A 19,403-nucleotide genomic window follows, 5' to 3' on the forward strand; every position below is an offset into this window, starting at 1 on the left:
GATCCACTCGTCCGAGGCCGGCGGGAACATCGCCACCGCCTTCCAGATCGAGGACCCGGTGAACCCGGTCACCGTCTTCACCCCGAGCGCCGCCGCCATCCGGGCGGTCAGCTTCAACTCCTCCGCCGCACGCTGCCGCACCCCCTCCGGGTCGCCATCGCCCCACACCCGGTCGTTCAGGATGTCGCGGTGCCGCTGATCGATCGGGTCATCACACACCGCCTGCCCGGCCAAATGGTTCGAGATCGTCCACACCTTCAGGCCGTTGCGCTCCAGGATGTCGCGGCGCGACTGCACATACTCGGCGTCATCCCACCGGGACACATCCAAATGATCACCCCAGCAGGCGATCTCCAGCCCGTCATACCCCCACTCACCAGCAAGCCGCGCCACCTCCTCAAACGGAAGATCAGCCCACTGGCCAGTGAACAGCGTGATCGGTCGGGTCATCGTCGTCTCCTCGTTTTCACTCTCTGGAACGCGGCAGCGAGCGCCGCGGCAGCCCTGCGGCCGCGGCGCGCACGCGCTGCACGGCCAGGCTCGGGCTCGTCATCCGAGCATATGCCCTCGACGGGAGGCGGCCCCGGCATCCAGTGGACACCGGGGCCGCCGCGACGCGCTGCGCGCGCCGTCACGCACTCACTTCAGATCGGCGATGATGCCGTTCACATCCGGCGTCCCCCACCCGGTCGGGCGGTCCCAGCCGGCCGTCGCGGAGAAGCCGCCGCCGAAGGTCGGCGTCGTGTTGCTCCCGGTCGTCACGTCGTAGAGCAGGCCCTTCGACGCCCAGCCCTGCGCGTACTGGCTGACGTTGCCGACCGTGTGCCCGACCGCCTGGATGGTGTCGGCCGTCAGGGCCGCCCACTGCGGGGATCCGGCCGAGGTGCCGCCGAAGAAGTACAGGCCGTTGTTGTCGCCGCCCAGGAACCCGAGGTAGGTGAGCACGCCGGTGTAGACGCTCGCGTTGTACGCGACGTCCGACCCGCCCTTCGCGGTGAACAGGCTCGGCGCGCCGCCGGTCTCGCCGACCACGCCGAAGGCGCAGGTCAGCGGGCAGTCCGCGTAGTCGCCCCAGACCGTCTCGCGCGGCTGGTTCAGCCCGCTGCCCGCCCAGAGGTTGGTGCCGCCGACCGAGGTGACGTTCGGGTCGGAGGCCGGGAACGCGAAGTTCGCGAAGCCGGCGCCGTTGTCGGAGCCCGCATCGCCGGAGGAGGCGAACAGCGACATGCCCTGGGCCGCGCCCTTCACGAAGGCCTTGGCGCCCTGGCTGGTCTGGCCGTTGTTGGCATTGGACGACGCGATCAGGTTGTCGGCCTCGCCGAAGCTCATCGACAGCACGTTGCCGAGCTTGTTGTCGACCGCGTACTTGATGGCGTTGTCGATCGTCGCCCCGTGGTCGTTCGCCGCGACGACGAGTGCGATGTTCGCGCCCGGTGCGACCGCGTGCGCCCACTGGACGTCGAGAGAGGTCTCCTCTGCCCAGCCGGTCTGCGTGCCCCGCCCGTTCCACGTCGGCTTGCCGCCCGGGTAGTAGACGGTCAGGTTCGGCGTCGGGAGCCCGAACGAGGCCGAAAAGGTCGCGAGGTCGGACTGCACCGTCGGGCTGCCGAAGGCGTCGACGATGACGACCGTCTGCCCGGTGCCCGCGGGCACCCCGTTGATGGTGGCGGGGATGTCGTACGCGGCCCGGATGCTGTCGGGCGTCTGGCAGGCCACGCGCCCGGCGGTCTGCGCGAGGCACTCCGCGGGCGTCAGCGCCGGCGTGACGGCGCTGGCCGGGAGTCCGGCCTTCTGCACGATCGGGTGGACGCTGTACACGCCGCTGGTGTCCGGGCTGGCGGCGCTGGGTGTGGCCGCTGATGCCGGTGCCGTGACCGCCACCGCGAGCGCTGCCGCTCCCGCGATGGCGAGGCCGAGTGAGACGAAAGACGAACGTTTCATAGTGCTCCCTTGTCCCGCCGCCGCTCGTTGCGACGGCCCGAGATGCACCCTAACTCGGGGTGGACCGACCAGTACAGCAAACCCGCACCAATCGCATCCTGAGAAATCCCACAGGAACGCGAGCGGCTGATTCTCCGCCGCCTGGCGCCGAGGCGGCGGAGGATCCGCCGCCTCGGCGAGGGGTCAGTTGTTGCAGTCTCCGGAGCCGGTGTCGGAGTAGGACAGCGCGCTCGCGGGCTGGCCCGCGCCGGCGAGGGCCGGCGTGTACGAGTACGAGTAGCTGTGCTGCTTCAGCGTGAACTTCATCGTGCCGTAGCCCTGGTCGTAGCCGGTCAGGACGTTGCTGTTCGCGTAGCTGCCGTCCGCGTTCTTCGCCAGGGTGTCGAGCGCCTCGCCGCCGGTGCCGATGATGAACTCCGGGATGCCGTGCTTCGGGTCGTACTGCCCGTCCGGGTTCATCGGCTTGAGGTGCGCGTACGCGTGCTCGTGGCCGTTGAGGACCAGGGTGGCGTGGTTGGCGTAGAGCAGCTTCCACCAGGCGTCGGCGACCTGGCCCTCCTGTCCGCCGGCTCCCGGCGCCGAGGCGGCGACGGTGGAGGTGGCGGCCGTGGTCGCGCTGAAGGTCGGCTGGTGCCAGTAGGCGATCGTGCACTGCTGCTGGTTGCTCTTCAGGTCGCTGGCGAGCCACTGGGTCTCCTGCGCGAGCAGGCCGCCGTCGGTGGTCGAGCAGTCGTTGCCGAAGGCCGGCGAGTTGCACTCGACGTTCAGCGAGATGATGTGCCAGTTGCCGAGGTCGTACGAGTACCAGCCCTGGTTCGCGCTGGTGTCGTCGCCGGCCTGGCCCGAGGTGTTCGGCGTGCCGCTCTGGTCGTGGCCGTTGAAGTAGGCGAAGTAGCCGGAGCCGTTCTGGCCGGCCTCGTTGTCGCCCTTCTTGGTGTACGAGTAGTACTCGTGGTTGCCGGGGGCCGGCTTCTCGAGGAACTTGAGGCCGCCCCAGGCCTGCTCGAAGGAGCCCTCGAAGTCGCTCAGCTTGCCGACCTGGTACTGCTCGTCGCCGAGCAGGGCCACGGCGTCGGGCTTCATCGCGTCGGCCTGCTTCGCGGTGGCGAACTCGGCGTCGTAGCCGCCGAGGCTCTGGCTTCCGCACTTGAGCGACGCCGGGTTCGCGGCGTTGTCGTCGTCGTCCGGCTCGCACGCGATGTCGCCGACTGCGGCGAGCGTGTAGGTGTGGTCGCTCTGGGCCTTGACGGCCGAGGCGTACGGCCAGCCGTTGTCGATCGCGGGGGCGGCGACGGCCGCGGCCGTGCCGAGGAACGTCGCGGCGACGACGCCCACCGCGATCAGAGTGAGCTTGCGGGTTCTGGAACGCATGGAGATCCTCCTGAAACGGTTTCGGCCCCCGGACGCTGCGAGCATCGAAGCTGCAGGCGTCCGGGCGGTGAACCGTCTCCGACCGGCCGGTGAACGCTGGCTGCGGACTCTCACAGGAACCAGCCCGACGCCACTGGCGACGCGACTCCCAGCCGCTCAGCGAGTCGGCCAGTCCCTGCGCACGGCAACGGGGGTAGCGTGACCGGCGTGCACCAGAACCACGACCATCCAGCGCAGAAGCTGGCCGAGCGGAGTCCCTCGCCGAGGAGGGCCGACCATCGGCAGCGGCTGATGTTCTCGGCGTCCCTGGCGGCACTCGGCGTCGTGTTCGGCGACATCGGCACCAGCCCGCTGTACGCGCTGAAGACGGTGTTCCAGCTCGACAACGGCGCGGTCCGCGCCCAGCAGGACGACGTCTACGGGGTGATCTCGCTGATCTTCTGGAGCGTGACCATCATCGTCTCGATCAAGTACATCGGGATCCTGATGCGCGCGGACAACGACGGCGAGGGCGGCGTCATGGCCCTGGCGGCGCTCGCGCAGCGCCTGTACGCGACCAAGGCGGGCAAGGCCGGCACCCTCCTGGTGATCGGGATCGTCGGCGTCTCGCTCTTCTACGGCGACTCGATCATCACCCCCGCGATCAGTGTGCTCTCCGCGGTGGAGGGCCTCCACGTCACCGTGCCGGCGATCTCGCACCTGGTCATCCCGATCGCGGCCGTCATCCTGATCGCCCTGTTCGCCGTGCAGCGCTTCGGCACGGGCAAGGTCGGGGTGCTGTTCGGGCCGGTCATGGTGCTCTGGTTCGTCGTCATCGGGGTGGCCGGGCTCGCGATGGTCATCCAGTACCCCGAGGTGCTGCTCGGCCTCTCCCCCACCTACGCCGTCGCCTTCCTGGTCAGCCAGCCGTTCGTCGCCTTCGTCGCGCTCGGCGCGGTGGTCCTGGTCATCACCGGCGCAGAGGCCCTCTACGCCGACATGGGCCACTTCGGCCGGTCGCCGATCAGCCGCGCGTGGTTCTTCCTGGTCTTCCCCGCGCTGACGCTCAATTACCTCGGCCAGGCAGGGCTCGTGCTGCACAACCCGGCCGCGCGGGCGAACCCGTTCTTCCTGCTCATCCCGGAGTGGGGCCGTCTCCCGGTCGTCATCCTCGCCACCGCCGCGACGGTGATCGCGAGCCAGGCGGTCATTTCCGGCGCCTACTCGCTGTCCAGGCAAGCGGTGCAGCTCGGCCTGCTGCCGCCGCTGACCGTGCGGCAGACCTCGCAGCACGAGGGCGGCCAGGTCTACCTCCCTGCCATCAACCTCCTGCTGTTCATCGGCGTCATGGCCGTCATGCTGTCGTTCGGCTCCTCCGACCGGCTCTCGACGGCGTACGGCATCTCGGTGACGGGCGCGCTCGTCGTGGACACCGTGCTGCTCCTGCTGGTCGCGCGGCCGCTCTGGCACTGGGCGCCGTGGAAGATCGTGCTCGCGGCCGTCGCGTTCGGCGGGCTCGAGCTCGCCTTCCTGGCGGGCAACCTCTCCAAGATCTTCAACGGCGGCTGGGTGCCGCTGCTGATCGCCGCCGTCGTCATCCTCGTCATGACCACCTGGCGGCGCGGCCGCGCGCTCGTCCAGGCGGACCGGCTGAAGAAGGAGGGCTCACTGGCGGAGTTCATCGAGGAGCTCCGGAAGAAGAGACTGCCCCGGGTGCCGGGCATCGCGATCTTCCCGCACCCGAACAAGGCCACGACCCCGCTGGCGCTGCGCGCGAACGTCAAGCACAACCACGTCCTCCACGAGCACGTCATCATCGTGGGCGTGAGCATCGCGCAGGTGCCGCACGTGCCGACGGAGGACGCGTTCGAGTACGACCCGCTCGGCTACGCCGACGACGGCATCGAGTTCCTCAACATCACCTTCGGCTTCTCCGACGCCCCCGACATCCCGCGCGCCCTCCGCGCCGCGGTGCGCGCGGGCGTGCTCCCGCTCGACTCCGCGAACTTCAAGCAGGCGTCGTACTTCATCTCGCGCGGCGCCATCCGCACCACCCGGACGAACACGATGGTGCCGTGGCGCCGGTCGCTGTTCGTCGCGCTCGCGCACAACGCCGCGAACCCGGCGGCCCGGTTCGGGCTGCCGGCGCTGCGGACGGTCACCATGGGCAGCGACGTCGAGATCTGAGCCGATCGCGCCGCCGCGCGCCAGGTCAGCTCGCCGCGGCCTGGCGGATCACCTCCGCGACCCGCGCGTGCTGCGGGATGAACGCCGTGTGCGAGCCGTCGAGGTGCGAGGTCGTCGCCCCCATCCGCTCGGCGAAGAACTCCTCGGCCTTCGGCGAGATCGAGTTGTCGTGGTCGGACACCACGAACCAGCTCGGGATGCTCTTCCAGCCGGCGGCGGTCGCGTTCTGGGTGAGGGAGGCGACGGCGAGCGGCCGTTGCGTGGCGTACATGACCGCGGCGGCCTCCTCCGAGGAGTCGCCGCAGAAGACCTCGCGGAAGCGCTCCTTCTTCACGTACAGCTCAGGGCCCCCGGGGGACCCGACCGCGTCGTAGGGGGTCGGCTCGTTCTCGGTCGCCAGCAGCGGAGCCGGGAACGGCTCCTGCACGCCCACGCAGTTCTCCCCGACGTCGAGCGCGAAGGCCGCCAGGTAGACGAGGGCCTCCACGTTGCTCAGGCCGGCCGACGCCTGCGAGATCACCGCGCCGCCGTAGGAGTGCCCGGCCAGCACGACGGGGCCGTCGATCGCGCCGACGACCCGGGCGATCGCGTCCGCGTCGGTGAGGAGGCTCCGCAGCGGGTTCGGCGGTGCGACCACCGTGTGCCCTGATGCCTCCAGGTCGCCGATCAGGCCCGCGAATCCGGACGCGTCGGCGAAGGCGCCGTGAACAAGGACGATCGTGCGTGGTGCGGCCATGGCTCTTCCTTCGTGTGCATGTGTGGGTCGATGGGACGGCGCGCCGTTTTCGCGCACGCGGTCATCCTGCGACCCGGTCACATCGCGCGGCAAGGGGTGACCGCCGCGTCCACCGGACCGATTTCACGACTCGATCCGAACCTGTGCGCTCGGCGGCGATGTGTCGTTGCTATCGTGTTGTCGCCGCACTCGAACGCTTACCCGAAAGGCGTCTCACAGAATGAGCTCCGTGGTCGAACAGGATCCGGCCTGCCCTCCCTCGCGGGCGCCGCACGAGGCCGGCCGCGCGCGCGCGGTCCGCGCGATGGTGACCGCGTTCGTGGACGGCGTCTCCGGCCACAGCGACCGGGCGCGGCGGGCGACCCTCGACCTGGCGACAGCGCTCGGCCGGCGGCTGGAGTCGAGCGCCGGGGTGATCGGCGAGGGCGCGTCACCCGGCCGGAGCCTCGGCTGGCGGGACGCGCTCGCCCGTTCCGGGCCCGAGCTGGCTGCGCTGACCGAGTCGGCAGCGCGCTCGCTGCGCAGCGCCGCGTTCAGCGCCTTCTGCCTGACCAGGAACGCGGCGGCCCTGGCGACCCTCCCCGCTGTCGCGCTCGCGCATCCGGACGCCGCGGTCGTGTGGATGGGCGCCCACCCGTGCCTGCACACGCCCGCGACCACACGCACCGGCGACCTCAGCGGGATGGCGCTCGGCGGCGCGACCGGGCTGTGGGAGTCCGGCCACGGCGGCGGGCTCGCCCTGTCGAACGTGGTGCTGATCGGCACCCGCGACCTCGACCGGGCCGAGCAGCGCCTGATCGCGAACTCGCCGATCCGCAACATCCCGGCCGGCCCGCGGATGCAGGAGGAGCTGGCCGCGACCATCGCCGGCCGCGAGGTGTTCGTGCACTTCTCCGCCGACGTCCTCCAGCCCGGGATCGTGCTCACCGACTACCAGATCGCGAACGGCCTGACCATCGACAGTGTGGCCGCGACCGCACGCACCCTGGCCCGGGAGCGGGTCATCGGCCTCGAGCTCACCGAGCTGGAGCACGACCCCGCCGACCGGTTCAACACGTCGGCGCAGCTCGTGGTCGAGATGCTGGCGCCGCTGCTGCCCCGGGGCTAGCCGGCCGGCCGGTGCCGGGGCAGCAGCGGCGTCAGGCACTCACTCCGCGGCGATCCCCTCGCCGCCGACCGCGCCGGGGACGACGACCGCGCCGACGCTCGTGAGGGCGCCGCCGGCGTTCACCCGGAACCCGGCGACCCCGCCGTTCGCGCCGGTCTGGACGTAGACGTACCGGCCGTCGGAGGTCGCGGAGGCGTCCACCGTCCCCGCGCCCGCCGCTGTCGTCCCGAGCGCCGACAGGCTGCCCGTGCCCGCGTCGAGGTAGCCGGAGAGCGTGCCGCTCCCGGCGTTGGAGGCGTAGAACGCCGATCCGTCGCGGACGATCCAGCAGGTCGCGGCCTGACCGGTCGCTGCGGTCGCGATGGGCGTGACCGCGCCGCTCGGGGCGATGGCGAACGTGCCGACCGCGTTCGTGCCGGCCTCGGCGACCACGAGGTGGCCTCCCGCGTCGAACGTCACCGCGAACGGGACGGCGCCCGGCACGGCGGTCGTCACCGGGTGCGCGGAGAGGCCGCCCAGGCGGTCGACGCCGAACACGTCGATCGCGCTGCCGTTGCCCTTCGTGGTGACGACCAGCTTCGAGCCGTCCGGGGTGAACGCGACCTGGCCCGGCGTGTGCGTGAACTCGGGCGTGAGGGTCGGGTCGAGCCCGAGCGCACGGTTCCAGACCGGGATCCGGACGAGGAAGTCGGCCACGCGGGCGTAGCCCTGCACCGACCCGCCAGCGCGTGCGTTGAGCACGTACACCAGCCCGCCGTGCGTGGTCACGCTGACCGGGAAGGTCCCGCCCGAGCCGATGATCTCGCGCCGGACGAGCCGGTCGCCGTGCACGGCGAAGATCGTCACGGTGTTGCTCCCGGCGTTCACCGCGTAGAGGAGGCCGCGGTCGAGCACGAGCGAGCCCTGCGACGCGAGGTGGTCGACGACCGAGCCGTCCAGCGCGCCGCCCAGGCCACCGGTCGGGTACGTGCCGGCCTGGTGCAGCGTGCCGTCGGCGGCGCGGTCGTAGGCGATCACGGCGTTGCCGGCGAGCCCGTCGGTCTGGACGAAGACCGCCGATCCGGCTGGGCCGGCGGTGTCGGCGGCCGCGCCCGCGGGCGGCGCGGCGAGGGCCGGTCCTGCGAACAGGGCCGTCGCGGCGACGGCGACCGCCGACGCGAGGGCGAGACGAAGTGGTGTTCTCATGATTCTCCTTCGATCCATCCGTGCGGCGCCGGAGCGCCCGCCGAGCGCTGCAGAGAGCGCGCTCGGGTGGTGAGTGTCGCGGCGGCACGGATGCTTACCCGTCCGTCCGGAACTTTCTCGCGAGGCCCTACGATCGAGCCATGGATGTCGTGGACGCGGAGCCGGAGCGCTGGCGCCCGACGGACGACGACCGGAGCGAGACCGAGGAGTGGCGCCGCAGCCTGACCGCAGGCGGCGCCGTTCAGCGCTCCGCGGAGGCCCGGCTCTACGAGCTGCTCCTCCGGGTGGCCCGAGGGGAGGTCCGCCGCCGGTCGGGGTCGCTGCCCTTCGCCGGGCCGGAGCTGGACGACATCGCGCACCAGGCCGCGGCCGACGCGGTGATCGGCGTCCTGCGCCGGCTGCACGAGTTCCGCGGCGAGAGCCGGTTCACCACCTGGGCGTACACGTTCGCGATCTTCGAGGTCTCCACCAAGATCGGCCGGCACTACTGGCAGCGCAGGACGCTGTCGCTCGACGCGACCGGCTGGGACCGCCTCCCCGACCGACTCGGCATCACGCCGGAGGAGGCGGGCGCGGCGGCCGAGCTGGTCGCCGCCCTGCGGCACGGGATCGACACCGCGCTCAGCCGGCGCCAGCGCGAGGTGCTGCTCGCCGTGGTGATCGAGGGCGTCCCGCTCGAGGCGCTCGCGGTGGCGAGGCGGACGACCCGCGGGGCGCTCTACAAGGTCCTGTTCGACGCACGGAGGAAGTTACGGCGCTACCTTGTCACTAATCACTATCTGGACGACCGCGGCGGGGAGGTGACATGAGCGCACGATCGCGGATCGGGGACTTCCTCGGCACGGACCAGCGGGACGCCGGCTGCGCGCAGACCATGTCGCTCATGCACGTCTACGCGGAGCTGGTGCTGGCCGGGAAGGACGCCGCCGCGCGCTACCCGGGAGTCGCCCTCCACCTGAAGCGCTGCGCGGCGTGCGGCGACGACTACGCCGGGCTGCTGGCGGCGCTCGGCGGCTAGACTCCCAGCCACGCGCTCCCCGCCTCCGCGCTCCCCTCCACAGCCGCGAGAACGCGCTGCACGTGCAGCGCGTCCGCGAACGACGGCTCCGGCACGCGGCCCTCGGCGATGTCGGTCACGAAGTCGACGACCTGGTGCGAGAAGGCGTGCTCGTAGCCCAGCGCGTGCCCGGTCGGCCACCAGTTACCCGCGAAGGGATGCTCCGGCTCGGTGGCGAGGATGCGGCGGAAGCCGAGGCGGTCGGCCGGCTCGGTGGCGTCGTAGAACTCGAGCTCGTTCATGCGCTCCAGGTCGAACGCCAGCGCGCCGCGCGTCCCCGAGACCTCCAGCCGGAGCGCGTTCTTGCGCCCGGTGGCGTACCGGGTGGCCGTGAAGGATCCCATCGCCCCCGCGCTGAAGCGCGTTGTGAACCAGGCCGCGTCGTCCACGGTGACCTCCCCGAACCGGTCGGAGGCCACGCCGCCGAGGCCGCGCTGCTCGGCCAGGATGGGCCGCCGGCGCACGTAGGTCTCCAGCGTGCCGCTGACCGAGGCGATCCGGTCGCCGACCACGAACTCGGCGGCGTCGATGACGTGCGCCCCGATGTCGCCCAGCGACCCGGAGCCGGCCTTCGAGCGGTCGAGCCGCCAGGTCATCGGGCCGGACGGGTCGCTCAGCCAGTCCTGGAGGTACTGCCCCCGCACCTCGCGCACCTCGCCGACTGCGCCCTCCCGAACGAGCCGGCGCGCCTCCAGGATCGCGGGAACGCGCCGGTAGGTGAACCCGCACATCGCGAGCACCCCGCGCTCCTGCGCCGACGCCGCGGCCTCCGCCATCCGCCCGGCCTCGTCGAGGCTGTTCGCGAGCGGCTTCTCGCAGAGGACGTGCTTGCCCGCCTCCAGCGCGGCGATCGCGATCTCGGCGTGCGTGTCGCCGGGGGTCACGATGTCGACCAGGTCGATGTCGTCCCGGGCGACGGCCTCGCGCCAGTCGGCCGCACTCTCCGCCCAGCCGAGCCGGTCGGCCGACTCCGCCGCGCCGGTGCGGCCGACCAGGAGCGCCGGCTCCGGCCGGAGCGGGAGGTCGAAGAAGCGCGGCGCGACGCGCCACGCCTGCGAGTGCGCCGCACCCATGAAGCCGTGGCCGATGAGTGCGACGCGGAGGGACGGGCGCGCGGGCGCGCCCGTCACGACGCCACCTCCGCCCCGCGCAGCCGCGCGACGCTCCCCCACTGCTCGAGCCGCTCCCGCACGTCGGCGCGGCGCTCGGTCCGCACCGCCTCGGCGTAGCGCCGCTCCAGGAGCTGCGGGAGGTCGACGCGCTCGCCGGTGTCCGCGCTCAGCACGGCGGCCTCCACCATCGCGAGGCTGTGGATGTTCTCGTGGATCTCGCTCTGCGGGACGTCGCCGGTGCGCAGGCAGCGCACGAACTCGGCGAGCGAGCCGGCGATCTCCTCTGGACCGGCCGGCGCGTCGGGCAGGCGGTCGATGGGCAGGCCGTCGATCCCCTCCGCCTCGGGCACGCCCTCCCCGTCCCAAACGACGGTGCCGTGCTCGGCGCTGACCCGCCACGAACCGTTCCAGGAGGTCTCGCGGCCCGGCGCGCACCAGCTCCCGGTGAACGTGTACCGCGCGCCGTCGTCGAACTCGAAGGTCGCGGTGGCGGAGGCGTCGCCGTCGAACCAGCTCCACGCCGGGTTCCACGACGAGCACGACACCGAGACCGGGTCGGCGCGCAGCAGATAGCGCGCCATGTCGAACTGGTGGATCGCCATGTCGACCAGGAGCGGCTGCTCCATCCGGTCGCGGAACCCGCCGAAGTGCGGGGCCTTGTAGAACCCGGTCGCGATGGCGCCGACCCGGCCGAGCCGGTCGGCGATCGAGCGCAGCCGGGCCAGCTCGTTGTAGAACCGCCGAGACTGGCTCACCATCAGCAGACCGCCCGCGACCTCGGCGAGCGCCGCCTGCTGGAGGGCGTCGACCAGCGTCGGCGCGATCGGCTTCTCGCACAGCACGGGCAGGCCGGCGAAGAGCGCCTCCTCGTTCACCGGGCGGTGCGCGGCGGGGACGGTCACGTTCACCACGGCGACCGCGCCGCTCTGCGCTGCGACCTCCGCCACCGACGAGCCGAGGACGACGTCGAGCGCCTCCTCCTGCGCGACCCGCGCGGCCAGCTCCAGGTCGAGGTCGACGATCCCGGCCAGCCGGGCGTCAGGGGACGCCCCGATGGTGCGGATCCAGTTGCGGCCCATGCTGCCCGCGCCGACGAGCACGACGGGTAGCGCCTCCTCCCGATCGACGGTGCCGCTCACAGGGCGACCTCGTCGCGGTTGTGCAGCGCGCCGGCGTAGCCGTGCCCGGTGAAGAAGTCGCCGCGCTCATAGCGCAGCAGCACCGGGATCTGCCGCACCGGCCGATCCGAGGCCGCCCACTCCACCGCGTTGGCGATGACGTGCCGGACGTCCGGGTGGTGGTACACCGGGTAGTCCTGGTCGCCGGGGCTGAAGAAGAAGATCCTGCCGTTGCCGCGCTTGAACGTCATCCCGCTGCGGAAGCACTCGCCACCGCTGAACGTGCTGATGAAGATCAGCTCGTCGGGTGTGGGGACGTCGAACTGCTCGCCGTACATCTCCTGCGCCGGGATGTCGATCGGGTGCGGGATGCCCTGGGCGATCGGGTGCGTCGGGTCGACCGTCCAGACCAGCTCGCGGTCGTTGTCGCTGCGCCAGCGCAGGGTGCACGTGGTGCCCATGAGCGTGGTGAAGATCTTCGACCAGTGCCCGGAGTGCAGCACGATCAGGCCCATCCCGGAGAGCACGTGCCGCTGCACGCGCTCGACGATCTCGTCCGAGACCTCGGCGTGCGCCGCGTGCCCCCACCAGGTCAGCACGTCGGTGCGCTCCAGCAGCTCCTCCGTCAGCCCGTGCTCGGGGTCGTCGAGCGTCGCGGTGGTCACGCTCACGCGGTCGCCCGCGAACTCCTCGATGCCCTCCTTGATGGTGGTGTGCATGCCGGTCGGGTAGATCGCGGCGACCTCCGGCTCCAGCTGCTCGTGGCGGTTCTCGCCCCACACGACCACGCGGATGGGGTCGGCGGCGGTTCCGATTCGATGAGACACTTCTCGTCACTCTCCTTGTTCGTGGCGTCCGGGGCGTCGGGCCCCGGCCGGGTTCACTTGATCGCGCCGCCGAGGGCTCCGGCGGCGATGTACCGTTGCGCGAGGATCAGCAGCACCCCGGCGGGGATGGACGCCAGCACCGCTGTGGCCATCACCGGCCCCCACTGCTGAACGTTCCCGCTGATGTAGTCGTAGATGCCGAGCGTGATCGGCTTGACCTCCGGCGTGCTGGTCAGGGTCAGCGCGAAGAGGAAGTCCCCCCACGCGCCGAGGAAGGTGAACAGCGCGGCGGTGACGATCGCGTTCTTGCTGATCGGGACGACGATCGAGATGAAGGCGCGGAAGTTGTTCGCGCCGTCGACCAGCGCGGCCTCCACCAGCGACGGCGGCAGCGACCCCATGAACGCCCGGATCAGCAGGATGGCGAACGGGATCTGCGCCGCCGTGTCGGCGAGGATCAGCCCGGCGTACGAGTTCAGCAGGCCCAGGTCGTTGAACAGCGCGTACAGCGCGTTCGCGATCACGATGACCGGGATCATCTGGGTGATCAGCAGCGCGAACACGAACACCGTCATGCCGCGCATCCGGAACCGGGCGAGCCCGTAGGCCGCCGGGGTCGCGATCGCGATGGTCAGCACCACGGTGCTCAGCGCGATGATCGTGCTGGTGACGAGGTTGCCGCCCTGCTCCTTGAGGGCGGTGACGTAGCCGTCGAGGGTCGGCTGGAGGGGCAGCCAGGCGGTCGTGGCGGCTCCGGCGTTCGCCTGCAGGCTGCTGTTGATCATCCAGTAGACCGGGAAGATCATCACCGCCAGGAACAGGACGCCGAGGACGGTCATCGGCCAGCGCCGCCTGACGTGCCGGCGCGCGGGGAGGGTCCCCTTCGGGAGCACGATGGCTCTGGTCTCGGTCATTCGTCGACCTCCTTGCGTGTCATGTACAGGTAGACGACGGCGAAGACGAGCGAGATGACGATCAGGATGTTGCTGATCGCGGCGCCCTCCCCGAACGCGAACTGCACGAACGACTTCTGGTACGCCCAGGTCGCGAGCGTCTGGGTGGAGTTGGCCGGGCCGCCTCCGGTGAGGCCGAGGATCACGTCCACGACCTTGAGCGTATAGACCACGCCGAGCACGATGACGACGCTGACGACCGGCCGGATGCTCGGCCAGGTGATGTGCCGGAACGCCCGCCAGCCGACCGCGCCGTCGAGCGCCGCGGCCTCGTAGAGCTCCTCCGGCACGCCCTGCAGGCCGCTGTAGAGGATGGTCGTGTTGAACGGGATGCCGAGCCAGACGTTCACGCCGATCACCGCGATCAGCGCGAGCGACGGGCTCACCAGCCACGGGATCGGCTGGACGCCGAAGACGCCGAGGAACTGGTTGAGCGCGCCGCTGTCCTGATCGAGGATCCACTTCCAGACCGCGCTCGACGCGATCAGCGGCAGCAGCCACGGCAGCAGCAGCAGCGAGCGCAGGAAGCCGCCGAGCGGGAAGTTGCGCTTGAAGAACAGCGCCAGGCCGAGCCCGATCGCGAACTGGAGCACGATCGAGCCGATCGTGAACAGCGCCGTGTTCAGCATGGTCGTGCTGAACAGCGAGCTGGTCACGGTCGTGACGTAGTTCTGGAGGCCCACCCACGGGGCCTCGCCGGTGTAGAAGGTGGTCGTCGTGTAGTCCTGGAACGACATCGCCAGGTTCTTGACGATCGGGTAGCCGAAGAAGATCAGGACGAACAGGACGGCCGGGAGGACGAACAGCCACTTGCTGATCGACCGGGCGAGCCGGAACCTGCGGCGCCGCGGGCTGCCCGCGAGTGGGCTGCTGTCGCGGACGGGTGGGGCGATCGCGGGGGTCTCCGCGTTGAGAGTCGTCATCGACCGTGTTCCTTTCCCGCGGAGGCGGGAGCCGTCAGGGCCCCCGCCTCCGGCGAGCTCGTTACTGGTTCTCCGACTGGGCCTGCTTGAGGGCGTCGGCGGGCGACGCCTTGCCGGTCAGCGCGAGCTGCACGGCGGTGTAGATCTTGGTCGCCGCCTTCGGCCAGTCCGCGCCGAGTTCCGCGGTGCGCGCCCGGGCATCGGCGACGACGCCGACGAACGAGGCCACGTCCGGGTTCGCCGCGCCGAACTTCTTGGCCTCGGCGAGGTCGGTCGGCACGGTCTGCGCCGTCTTCGCCTCGAACGACTGCATGGCCGGGGTCATCAGGCACTGGACGAACTTCGCGCCGGCGGCCTGGGCGTCCTTCTTGCCGGTCTGCGGCACCGTGTACTGCTCGCCGCCGAGGGGCGCGACCGAGGTCTGCGACGCCTCGCGGACGGGGATGGGGACGCTGGCCCAGTGCAGTCCGCTCGCCTTCGAGAGCGCGGGGATCTGCCAGGGGCCGTTGATCATCATGGCCGCCTTGCCCGCGATGAATTGGTTGTTCACGTCCGCCTGCGCCCAGGAGATCGAGCTCTTGGACAGCGAGCCGTCGTTCTGCAGGTCGAGGACGAACTGCAGGGCCTGGGCGGCGTCGGGCGTCGCGATGTTCTTCTCGTCGCCGCCGTTGGTCCAGAAGAACGGCAGGAACTGCCAGGTGCCCTCGTAGGTGTTGATGTTGCTCATCGCGAAGCCGTAGCGGCCCTTGCTCGCGTCCGTGAGCTGACGGGCGGCGGCCCGCAGCTCGTCCCACGTCTTGGGCGGCTGGACGCCGGCGGCCTGGAGGATGTCGGTGTTGTAGAACAGGGCGATCGAGTTGGCGAGCGGCTGGGCGCCGTACAGCTGGCCCTTGTAGGTCCCGGCCTTGACGGCGGCGGGGGTGAGCCCGTCCCCCGTGATGCCGAAGTCCTTGAGCGGCGCGAGGGCGCCGGTCGCGGCGATCTGCTGGACGTCCGGGTTGTCGAGCATGAGGACGTCCGGGAGGGTCTTGGACGACACCTGCTGCAGGACCTTCTGGATGAGGGAGGCGCCGGCGATGTGGACCGCGTTGACCTTGATGCCGGTGCTGGCCGAGCACTTCGCGTACTGCGCGTCGTGCGACCCGTCGGTGTAGTAGTCCTCGACCGTGATGCTCTTGGCCGTGGAGGCTCCTCCTCCGCCGCTGCAGGCGACGAGTCCGAGCGGGATGATCGCCGCGGCCGCGAGGGCCACGACGGCGCGTTGTGCTGTCTTCATGGGTGGATGCTCCTTTGCATTGCACTGTGGCTGACGACGGTGTGTGCGAAATTGTAAGCATAAAATCAATCGGAAGTCACGAACTTTTTTTATGCTTACAACTGAGGGCCCGGCATGTGCGAAAATGAAGGACTCATGACCGCTCCCAAGAAGGCGGGCACGCGCAAGCCCAGCATGGCCGACGTGGCCCGGCACGCCGGCGTCTCCGTCATGACCGTGTCCAACGCCATCAACCGGCCGGACATCGTCAGCGACGCGACCAAGGAGCGCGTGCGCGCGTCGATGGACGCGCTCGACTACCGCAACAACCTGGTGGCCCGCAGCCTCCGGCTGGCCCTCCCCCGCCAGATCGGCTACCTCATCGGCCCGCACCGCTTCGCGGCCGACGCGTACATGGACCAGTTCCTGCACGACCTGGCCGCGACCTCCGAGCGGCACGGCCGCAACCTGACGCTCATCTCGGCCCGGTCGCAGGAGATCGAGGCGTGCGAGGACCTCTACTACGGCCAGATGGCGGCCGGGTTCATCGTGCCCAACATCTCGATCGGCGACCCCCGCCTGCCCGCGCTCGCGGAGCGCGGCATCCCGTTCGTCGCCTACGGCGGCGACCCGCAGGACGAGAGCGCCACCTGGAACTGGGTCGACACCGACGCCGAGAAGGGCATCGTCCTCGCCGTCGACCACGTGACCTCGCTCGGCCACACCGAGCTCGCCTACCTGGGCTACCCCGACGAGCTGATCACGACGCGCTACCGCCGGCTCGGCTACCAGCGCGCCTGCCGCGAGCGCGGGCTGGAGTCGTCGCTCGCGCCGGGCCGGGTGCTGGAGACCGGGCCTGAGTTCAGCGACACCCTGGTGGCGGCCCGCACCCTGCTGACCTCCGCCGACCCGCCGACCGCGATCGTGAGCGCGACCGACCAGCACGCGCTGGCCGTGTTCCTCGTCGCCCGCGAGCTCGGCATCCCGGTCGGCACCGGCGTGGCGGTGACGGGCTTCGACGACTCGCCGGTGGCGGGCGAGTCGGGCTTCGGGATCACCTCCGTCCGCCAGCCCAAGGACCGCATCGCGGAGATCCTGGTCGACATCCTGGTCGGCGAGGGCACCGCGGTCCGGCAGGAGCTGCTGGAGCCGGAGCTGATCGTGCGATCGAGCACCGTCTGACGGCCGGCGCCAGCGGAGGAGATCCAGCCCGACACGCCCGGCGACCTCCTTCGGTGGCTACTTCCCGCCGGCGTGTCGCCGATGATCTCCTCCGGTGGCGACGGCCGCGATGCCCTACCCTCGCGTGCCCGCCAGCATCCCCCAGTCCCGCAGGCTCTCCGCCGTCGCGACGATCGTCTCCACCGCCGGCCGCGGCCGCGCCCCGAGCTCGGTCTTGGCGCGCTCGTTGTGGATGACGAGCGGCGTGGGCTCGTCGCCGGGCAGTTCCGCGGTCGGGACCAGGCGGGCGAGGTCGCCGAGCTCGGCGCGCAGGACGTTCGCGACGTCCAGGAACGTCATCGTCGGCCCGTCCGCGAGCACGAGGTAGCGCTTGCCGGCGGCCGTCGGCGTGGACATGGCCGCGATGTGGGCCGTCGCGACATCCCGCACGTCCGCGATCCCGAAGCGCTGCCGCGGGACCGCGGTCATCGTGCCGTCGAGCATGCCGGTGAAGAACTGGAGGGAGGACCGCGCCGAACCGGTCAGCGTCGGGCCCGCGATCCAGGTCGGGTTGACGGCGACGAGCTCCAGGTCGCCGCCCTCCCGCTCGACGAAGTCCCACGCGGCGCGCTCCGCGACCGCCTTCGACAGCGGATACGCCGGCAGCCCGGGCGTCTCCGGGTCGGTCCAGTCCGACTCGTCGTACTCCCTGACCGGTTTCGGCGAGTAACCGACCGCCGCGAACGACGACGTGAGCACCACGCGCCGGGCGCCGGCGGAACGCGCGGCCCGCAGCACCCGCAGCGATCCGTCCCGCGCGGGGACGACCACCTCCGCGGGGTCTGTGGCGTGGATCATCGGCGAGGCGACGTGGTACACGTCCTCGACCCCGGCGAGCGCGGCCGTCCAGCCGTCGTCGTCGGTGAGCGACGCGGTGGCGAACGACAGCCCGGCGTCGTCGGTGCCCGCGCGACGCACCGCCGCGCGGACCTCCTCCGCACGATCGGGGCTTCGCACGGTCGTGCGCACGTCGACGCCGGAGGCGAGCAGGTCGGCGATGAGGCGCGTGGCCAGGTAGCCGGTGCCTCCTGTGACGAGGGTGGTGGGTGCAGTGGTCATCGGAAGGTCTCCTCGAGTCGGGGCAGCAGGGCCCCGAGTTCGACCTGCGCCTCGGCCTCGGCCGCGACGTCGCCCCGCGAGCGGGCGTCCCAGAGCGCGGCCTTCGCCCGCAGGTAGTCGAGGTGCGTGCGCAGCGTCACGAGCTGCTCTTCGACGCGCACGGCGTGCCGCAGCAGGATGTCGCGCTGCTCGCCCGCCGCCGCGTGCCCGAGCAGGCGGTTCGCCTGGTAGGTGCGCATGTCCCCGATCCCGACGCCCATCGCCCGCAGGCAGGCGAGCACCTGCGCGGCATCGAGGTCGCCCTCGCTGTACCGCCGGTGCCCGCTGCTGCCGTCACGCGCGATCGGCCCGAGGAGGCCGACCTCCTCGTAGTACCGGAGGGTGGGCTCGCTGAGCCCGCTCTGCCGGGACACGTCCTGGATGGTCAAACTGGTCATGTCCCCATCAGAACAGACTTCAAGCGCTTGAAGTCAAGCGCCGCCCTTCACGCCCGGTCGTGGAGCGTGACGTGGTACCCGTCCGGGTCGGCGAACGTGAACGTCCGGCCGAACGGACCGTCGACGGGCGCCGCGACGATGGTGCGGTCGTCGGCGGCGAGCGCGTCGTGGATGGCCTGGACATCCGTGGCACGCAGCCACAGCGCGACGCCGATGCCCGGCTGCGGGACGGCGGCAAGGTCGACGCCCGGCACGACCTCCCGCAGCGCGAACGCGATCGGCGCGGTGTCGAAGACGACGGCGTGCGGAGGCCCGGCCGGCGAGCGGACGAGGCCGAGGTAGCGCTCGTAGAACGCCTGCGAGGCGTCGAGGTCGCGGACCTGGATGGAGATGAAATCGGGGCCGATGGCGGTCATCGTGGAACTCCTCTCGTGTGTCAGTTTTCTGACACAGGAGAGCCTATGTCAGACTACTGACATGAGTCGCGACGATGAGGTCATCCACCTCGAGACCTCGCTGGGCTACCTGCTGAAGGAGGCCTCCAGCTCGCTGCGCGCCGCGATGGAGGAGGTGCTGCGCCCGCTCGGGATGACGGTCACCCACTACTCCTGCCTCGAACTGCTCGCCCAGCGCCCCGGCCTGTCGAACTCCGAGCTCGCGCGCGGCGCGTTCGTGACCCGCCAGACCATGAACGTGCTGCTCCAGGCGCTGGAGCGCGACGGCTACGTGGCCAGGCCGGAGCAGGCGCGGGTGGGCAAGGCGCTGCCCGCCCGGCTGACCGCCCGCGGACGGCGGAGCCTGGCCACGGCGAGCGCGGCCGTGCGCGCGGTGGAGGTCAGGATGCTCGGCGGAATGACCGCGGACGAGCAGGCGGCGGCATTCGCGAGTCTGCAGAGCATGGTGCGCGCCCTGCAGGCCGACCGGTCCTGACTCG

Annotated in this window: 20 protein-coding genes; 6 read left to right on the forward strand and 14 right to left on the reverse strand. The window is 71.2% G+C overall.

All coding sequences use genetic code 11. From position 1 onward, the window contains the following. The 3 genes from AC3A3H_RS01995 to AC3A3H_RS02005 all read right to left on the reverse strand — a co-directional run. A partial coding sequence (locus AC3A3H_RS01995; protein WP_487612864.1) for a sugar phosphate isomerase/epimerase family protein occupies positions 1-450 on the reverse strand: 450 nt, incomplete at its 3' end. Positions 451-639: 189 nt separating this feature from the next. Further along, positions 640-1,941, reverse strand: a complete 1,302-nt coding sequence (locus AC3A3H_RS02000) for a S53 family peptidase (protein WP_487612865.1) — start codon at positions 1,939-1,941, stop codon at positions 640-642. Between the two features lie 183 nt (positions 1,942-2,124). Further along, positions 2,125-3,312 (reverse strand): metallophosphoesterase family protein, encoded by a 1,188-nt coding sequence (locus AC3A3H_RS02005; protein ID WP_487612866.1) that lies wholly within the window; start codon positions 3,310-3,312, stop codon positions 2,125-2,127. A gap of 198 nt (positions 3,313-3,510) precedes the next feature. On the opposite strand from AC3A3H_RS02005, the gene AC3A3H_RS02010 reads away from it, so the two are divergent. Then, on the forward strand, positions 3,511-5,478 hold the full coding sequence (locus AC3A3H_RS02010; protein WP_487612867.1) for a potassium transporter Kup: 1,968 nt from the start codon (positions 3,511-3,513) through the stop codon (positions 5,476-5,478). 25 nt (positions 5,479-5,503) lie between these two features. Here the strand turns inward: AC3A3H_RS02010 and AC3A3H_RS02015 are convergent, their stop codons facing one another. Further along, positions 5,504-6,214 (reverse strand): alpha/beta fold hydrolase, encoded by a 711-nt coding sequence (locus AC3A3H_RS02015; RefSeq protein WP_487612868.1) that lies wholly within the window; start codon positions 6,212-6,214, stop codon positions 5,504-5,506. A 229-nt stretch (positions 6,215-6,443) separates the two neighbouring features. On the opposite strand from AC3A3H_RS02015, the gene AC3A3H_RS02020 reads away from it, so the two are divergent. Next, the gene (locus AC3A3H_RS02020; RefSeq protein ID WP_487612869.1) at positions 6,444-7,322 is read left to right on the forward strand and encodes an arginase family protein; all 879 of its coding nucleotides are present in this window, start codon (positions 6,444-6,446) and stop codon (positions 7,320-7,322) included. A 39-nt stretch (positions 7,323-7,361) separates the two neighbouring features. Here the strand turns inward: AC3A3H_RS02020 and AC3A3H_RS02025 are convergent, their stop codons facing one another. Then, positions 7,362-8,507, reverse strand: coding sequence for a lactonase family protein (locus AC3A3H_RS02025; RefSeq protein WP_487612870.1), 1,146 nt, complete (start codon positions 8,505-8,507; stop codon positions 7,362-7,364). A 140-nt stretch (positions 8,508-8,647) separates the two neighbouring features. Here AC3A3H_RS02025 and AC3A3H_RS02030 point away from each other — a divergent pair, with 140 nt between their 5' ends. After that, complete coding sequence (locus AC3A3H_RS02030) at positions 8,648-9,316, forward strand: sigma-70 family RNA polymerase sigma factor (RefSeq protein WP_487612871.1); 669 nt, start codon at positions 8,648-8,650, stop codon at positions 9,314-9,316. Beyond that, positions 9,313-9,525 carry a hypothetical protein gene (locus AC3A3H_RS02035; RefSeq protein ID WP_487612872.1) on the forward strand — a complete coding sequence of 71 codons (213 nt, stop codon included), beginning with the start codon at positions 9,313-9,315 and terminating at the stop codon, positions 9,523-9,525. The genes AC3A3H_RS02030 and AC3A3H_RS02035 overlap by 4 nt, the downstream gene beginning before the upstream one ends. On the opposite strand, the gene AC3A3H_RS02040 is transcribed toward AC3A3H_RS02035, so the two are convergent. From AC3A3H_RS02040 to AC3A3H_RS02065, 6 genes are all read right to left on the reverse strand, one after another. Beyond that, positions 9,522-10,694, reverse strand: a complete 1,173-nt coding sequence (locus tag AC3A3H_RS02040) for a Gfo/Idh/MocA family protein (RefSeq protein WP_487612873.1) — start codon at positions 10,692-10,694, stop codon at positions 9,522-9,524. The genes AC3A3H_RS02035 and AC3A3H_RS02040 overlap by 4 nt on opposite strands. Continuing rightward, on the reverse strand, positions 10,691-11,815 hold the full coding sequence (locus tag AC3A3H_RS02045; RefSeq protein ID WP_487612874.1) for a Gfo/Idh/MocA family protein: 1,125 nt from the start codon (positions 11,813-11,815) through the stop codon (positions 10,691-10,693). The genes AC3A3H_RS02040 and AC3A3H_RS02045 overlap by 4 nt, the downstream gene beginning before the upstream one ends. Next, positions 11,812-12,621, reverse strand: coding sequence for a ThuA domain-containing protein (locus AC3A3H_RS02050; RefSeq protein WP_487612875.1), 810 nt, complete (start codon positions 12,619-12,621; stop codon positions 11,812-11,814). The genes AC3A3H_RS02045 and AC3A3H_RS02050 overlap by 4 nt, the downstream gene beginning before the upstream one ends. A gap of 53 nt (positions 12,622-12,674) precedes the next feature. After that, positions 12,675-13,535, reverse strand: a complete 861-nt coding sequence (locus tag AC3A3H_RS02055) for a carbohydrate ABC transporter permease (RefSeq protein ID WP_487612876.1) — start codon at positions 13,533-13,535, stop codon at positions 12,675-12,677. Further along, the gene (locus AC3A3H_RS02060; protein ID WP_487612877.1) at positions 13,532-14,497 is read right to left on the reverse strand and encodes a carbohydrate ABC transporter permease; all 966 of its coding nucleotides are present in this window, start codon (positions 14,495-14,497) and stop codon (positions 13,532-13,534) included. The genes AC3A3H_RS02055 and AC3A3H_RS02060 overlap by 4 nt, the downstream gene beginning before the upstream one ends. Before the next feature lie 61 nt (positions 14,498-14,558). Next, positions 14,559-15,773 (reverse strand): sugar ABC transporter substrate-binding protein, encoded by a 1,215-nt coding sequence (locus AC3A3H_RS02065; protein ID WP_487612878.1) that lies wholly within the window; start codon positions 15,771-15,773, stop codon positions 14,559-14,561. Between the two features lie 135 nt (positions 15,774-15,908). Between AC3A3H_RS02065 and AC3A3H_RS02070 the strand changes: the two genes are divergently transcribed. Continuing rightward, positions 15,909-16,934 (forward strand): LacI family DNA-binding transcriptional regulator, encoded by a 1,026-nt coding sequence (locus AC3A3H_RS02070; RefSeq protein ID WP_487612879.1) that lies wholly within the window; start codon positions 15,909-15,911, stop codon positions 16,932-16,934. Positions 16,935-17,048: 114 nt separating this feature from the next. Here the strand turns inward: AC3A3H_RS02070 and AC3A3H_RS02075 are convergent, their stop codons facing one another. The 3 genes from AC3A3H_RS02075 to AC3A3H_RS02085 are packed head-to-tail and all read right to left on the reverse strand — an operon-like array spanning position 17,049 to position 18,885. After that, a complete protein-coding gene (locus AC3A3H_RS02075; protein WP_487612880.1) occupies positions 17,049-18,032 on the reverse strand; it encodes an NAD-dependent epimerase/dehydratase family protein in 984 nt (327 codons plus the stop codon). Next, positions 18,029-18,469: a MerR family transcriptional regulator gene (locus AC3A3H_RS02080; protein WP_487612881.1), complete on the reverse strand. Its 441-nt coding sequence runs from the start codon at positions 18,467-18,469 to the stop codon at positions 18,029-18,031. Before AC3A3H_RS02080 ends, AC3A3H_RS02075 begins: the two co-directional genes overlap by 4 nt. A gap of 47 nt (positions 18,470-18,516) precedes the next feature. Beyond that, positions 18,517-18,885 carry a VOC family protein gene (locus AC3A3H_RS02085; RefSeq protein ID WP_487612882.1) on the reverse strand — a complete coding sequence of 123 codons (369 nt, stop codon included), beginning with the start codon at positions 18,883-18,885 and terminating at the stop codon, positions 18,517-18,519. A 61-nt stretch (positions 18,886-18,946) separates the two neighbouring features. Between AC3A3H_RS02085 and AC3A3H_RS02090 the strand changes: the two genes are divergently transcribed. Further along, positions 18,947-19,399: a MarR family winged helix-turn-helix transcriptional regulator gene (locus AC3A3H_RS02090; protein ID WP_487612883.1), complete on the forward strand. Its 453-nt coding sequence runs from the start codon at positions 18,947-18,949 to the stop codon at positions 19,397-19,399. Positions 19,400-19,403: the final 4 nt, after the last annotated feature.

Source organism: Leifsonia sp. Soil_N53 (assembly GCF_057655165.1).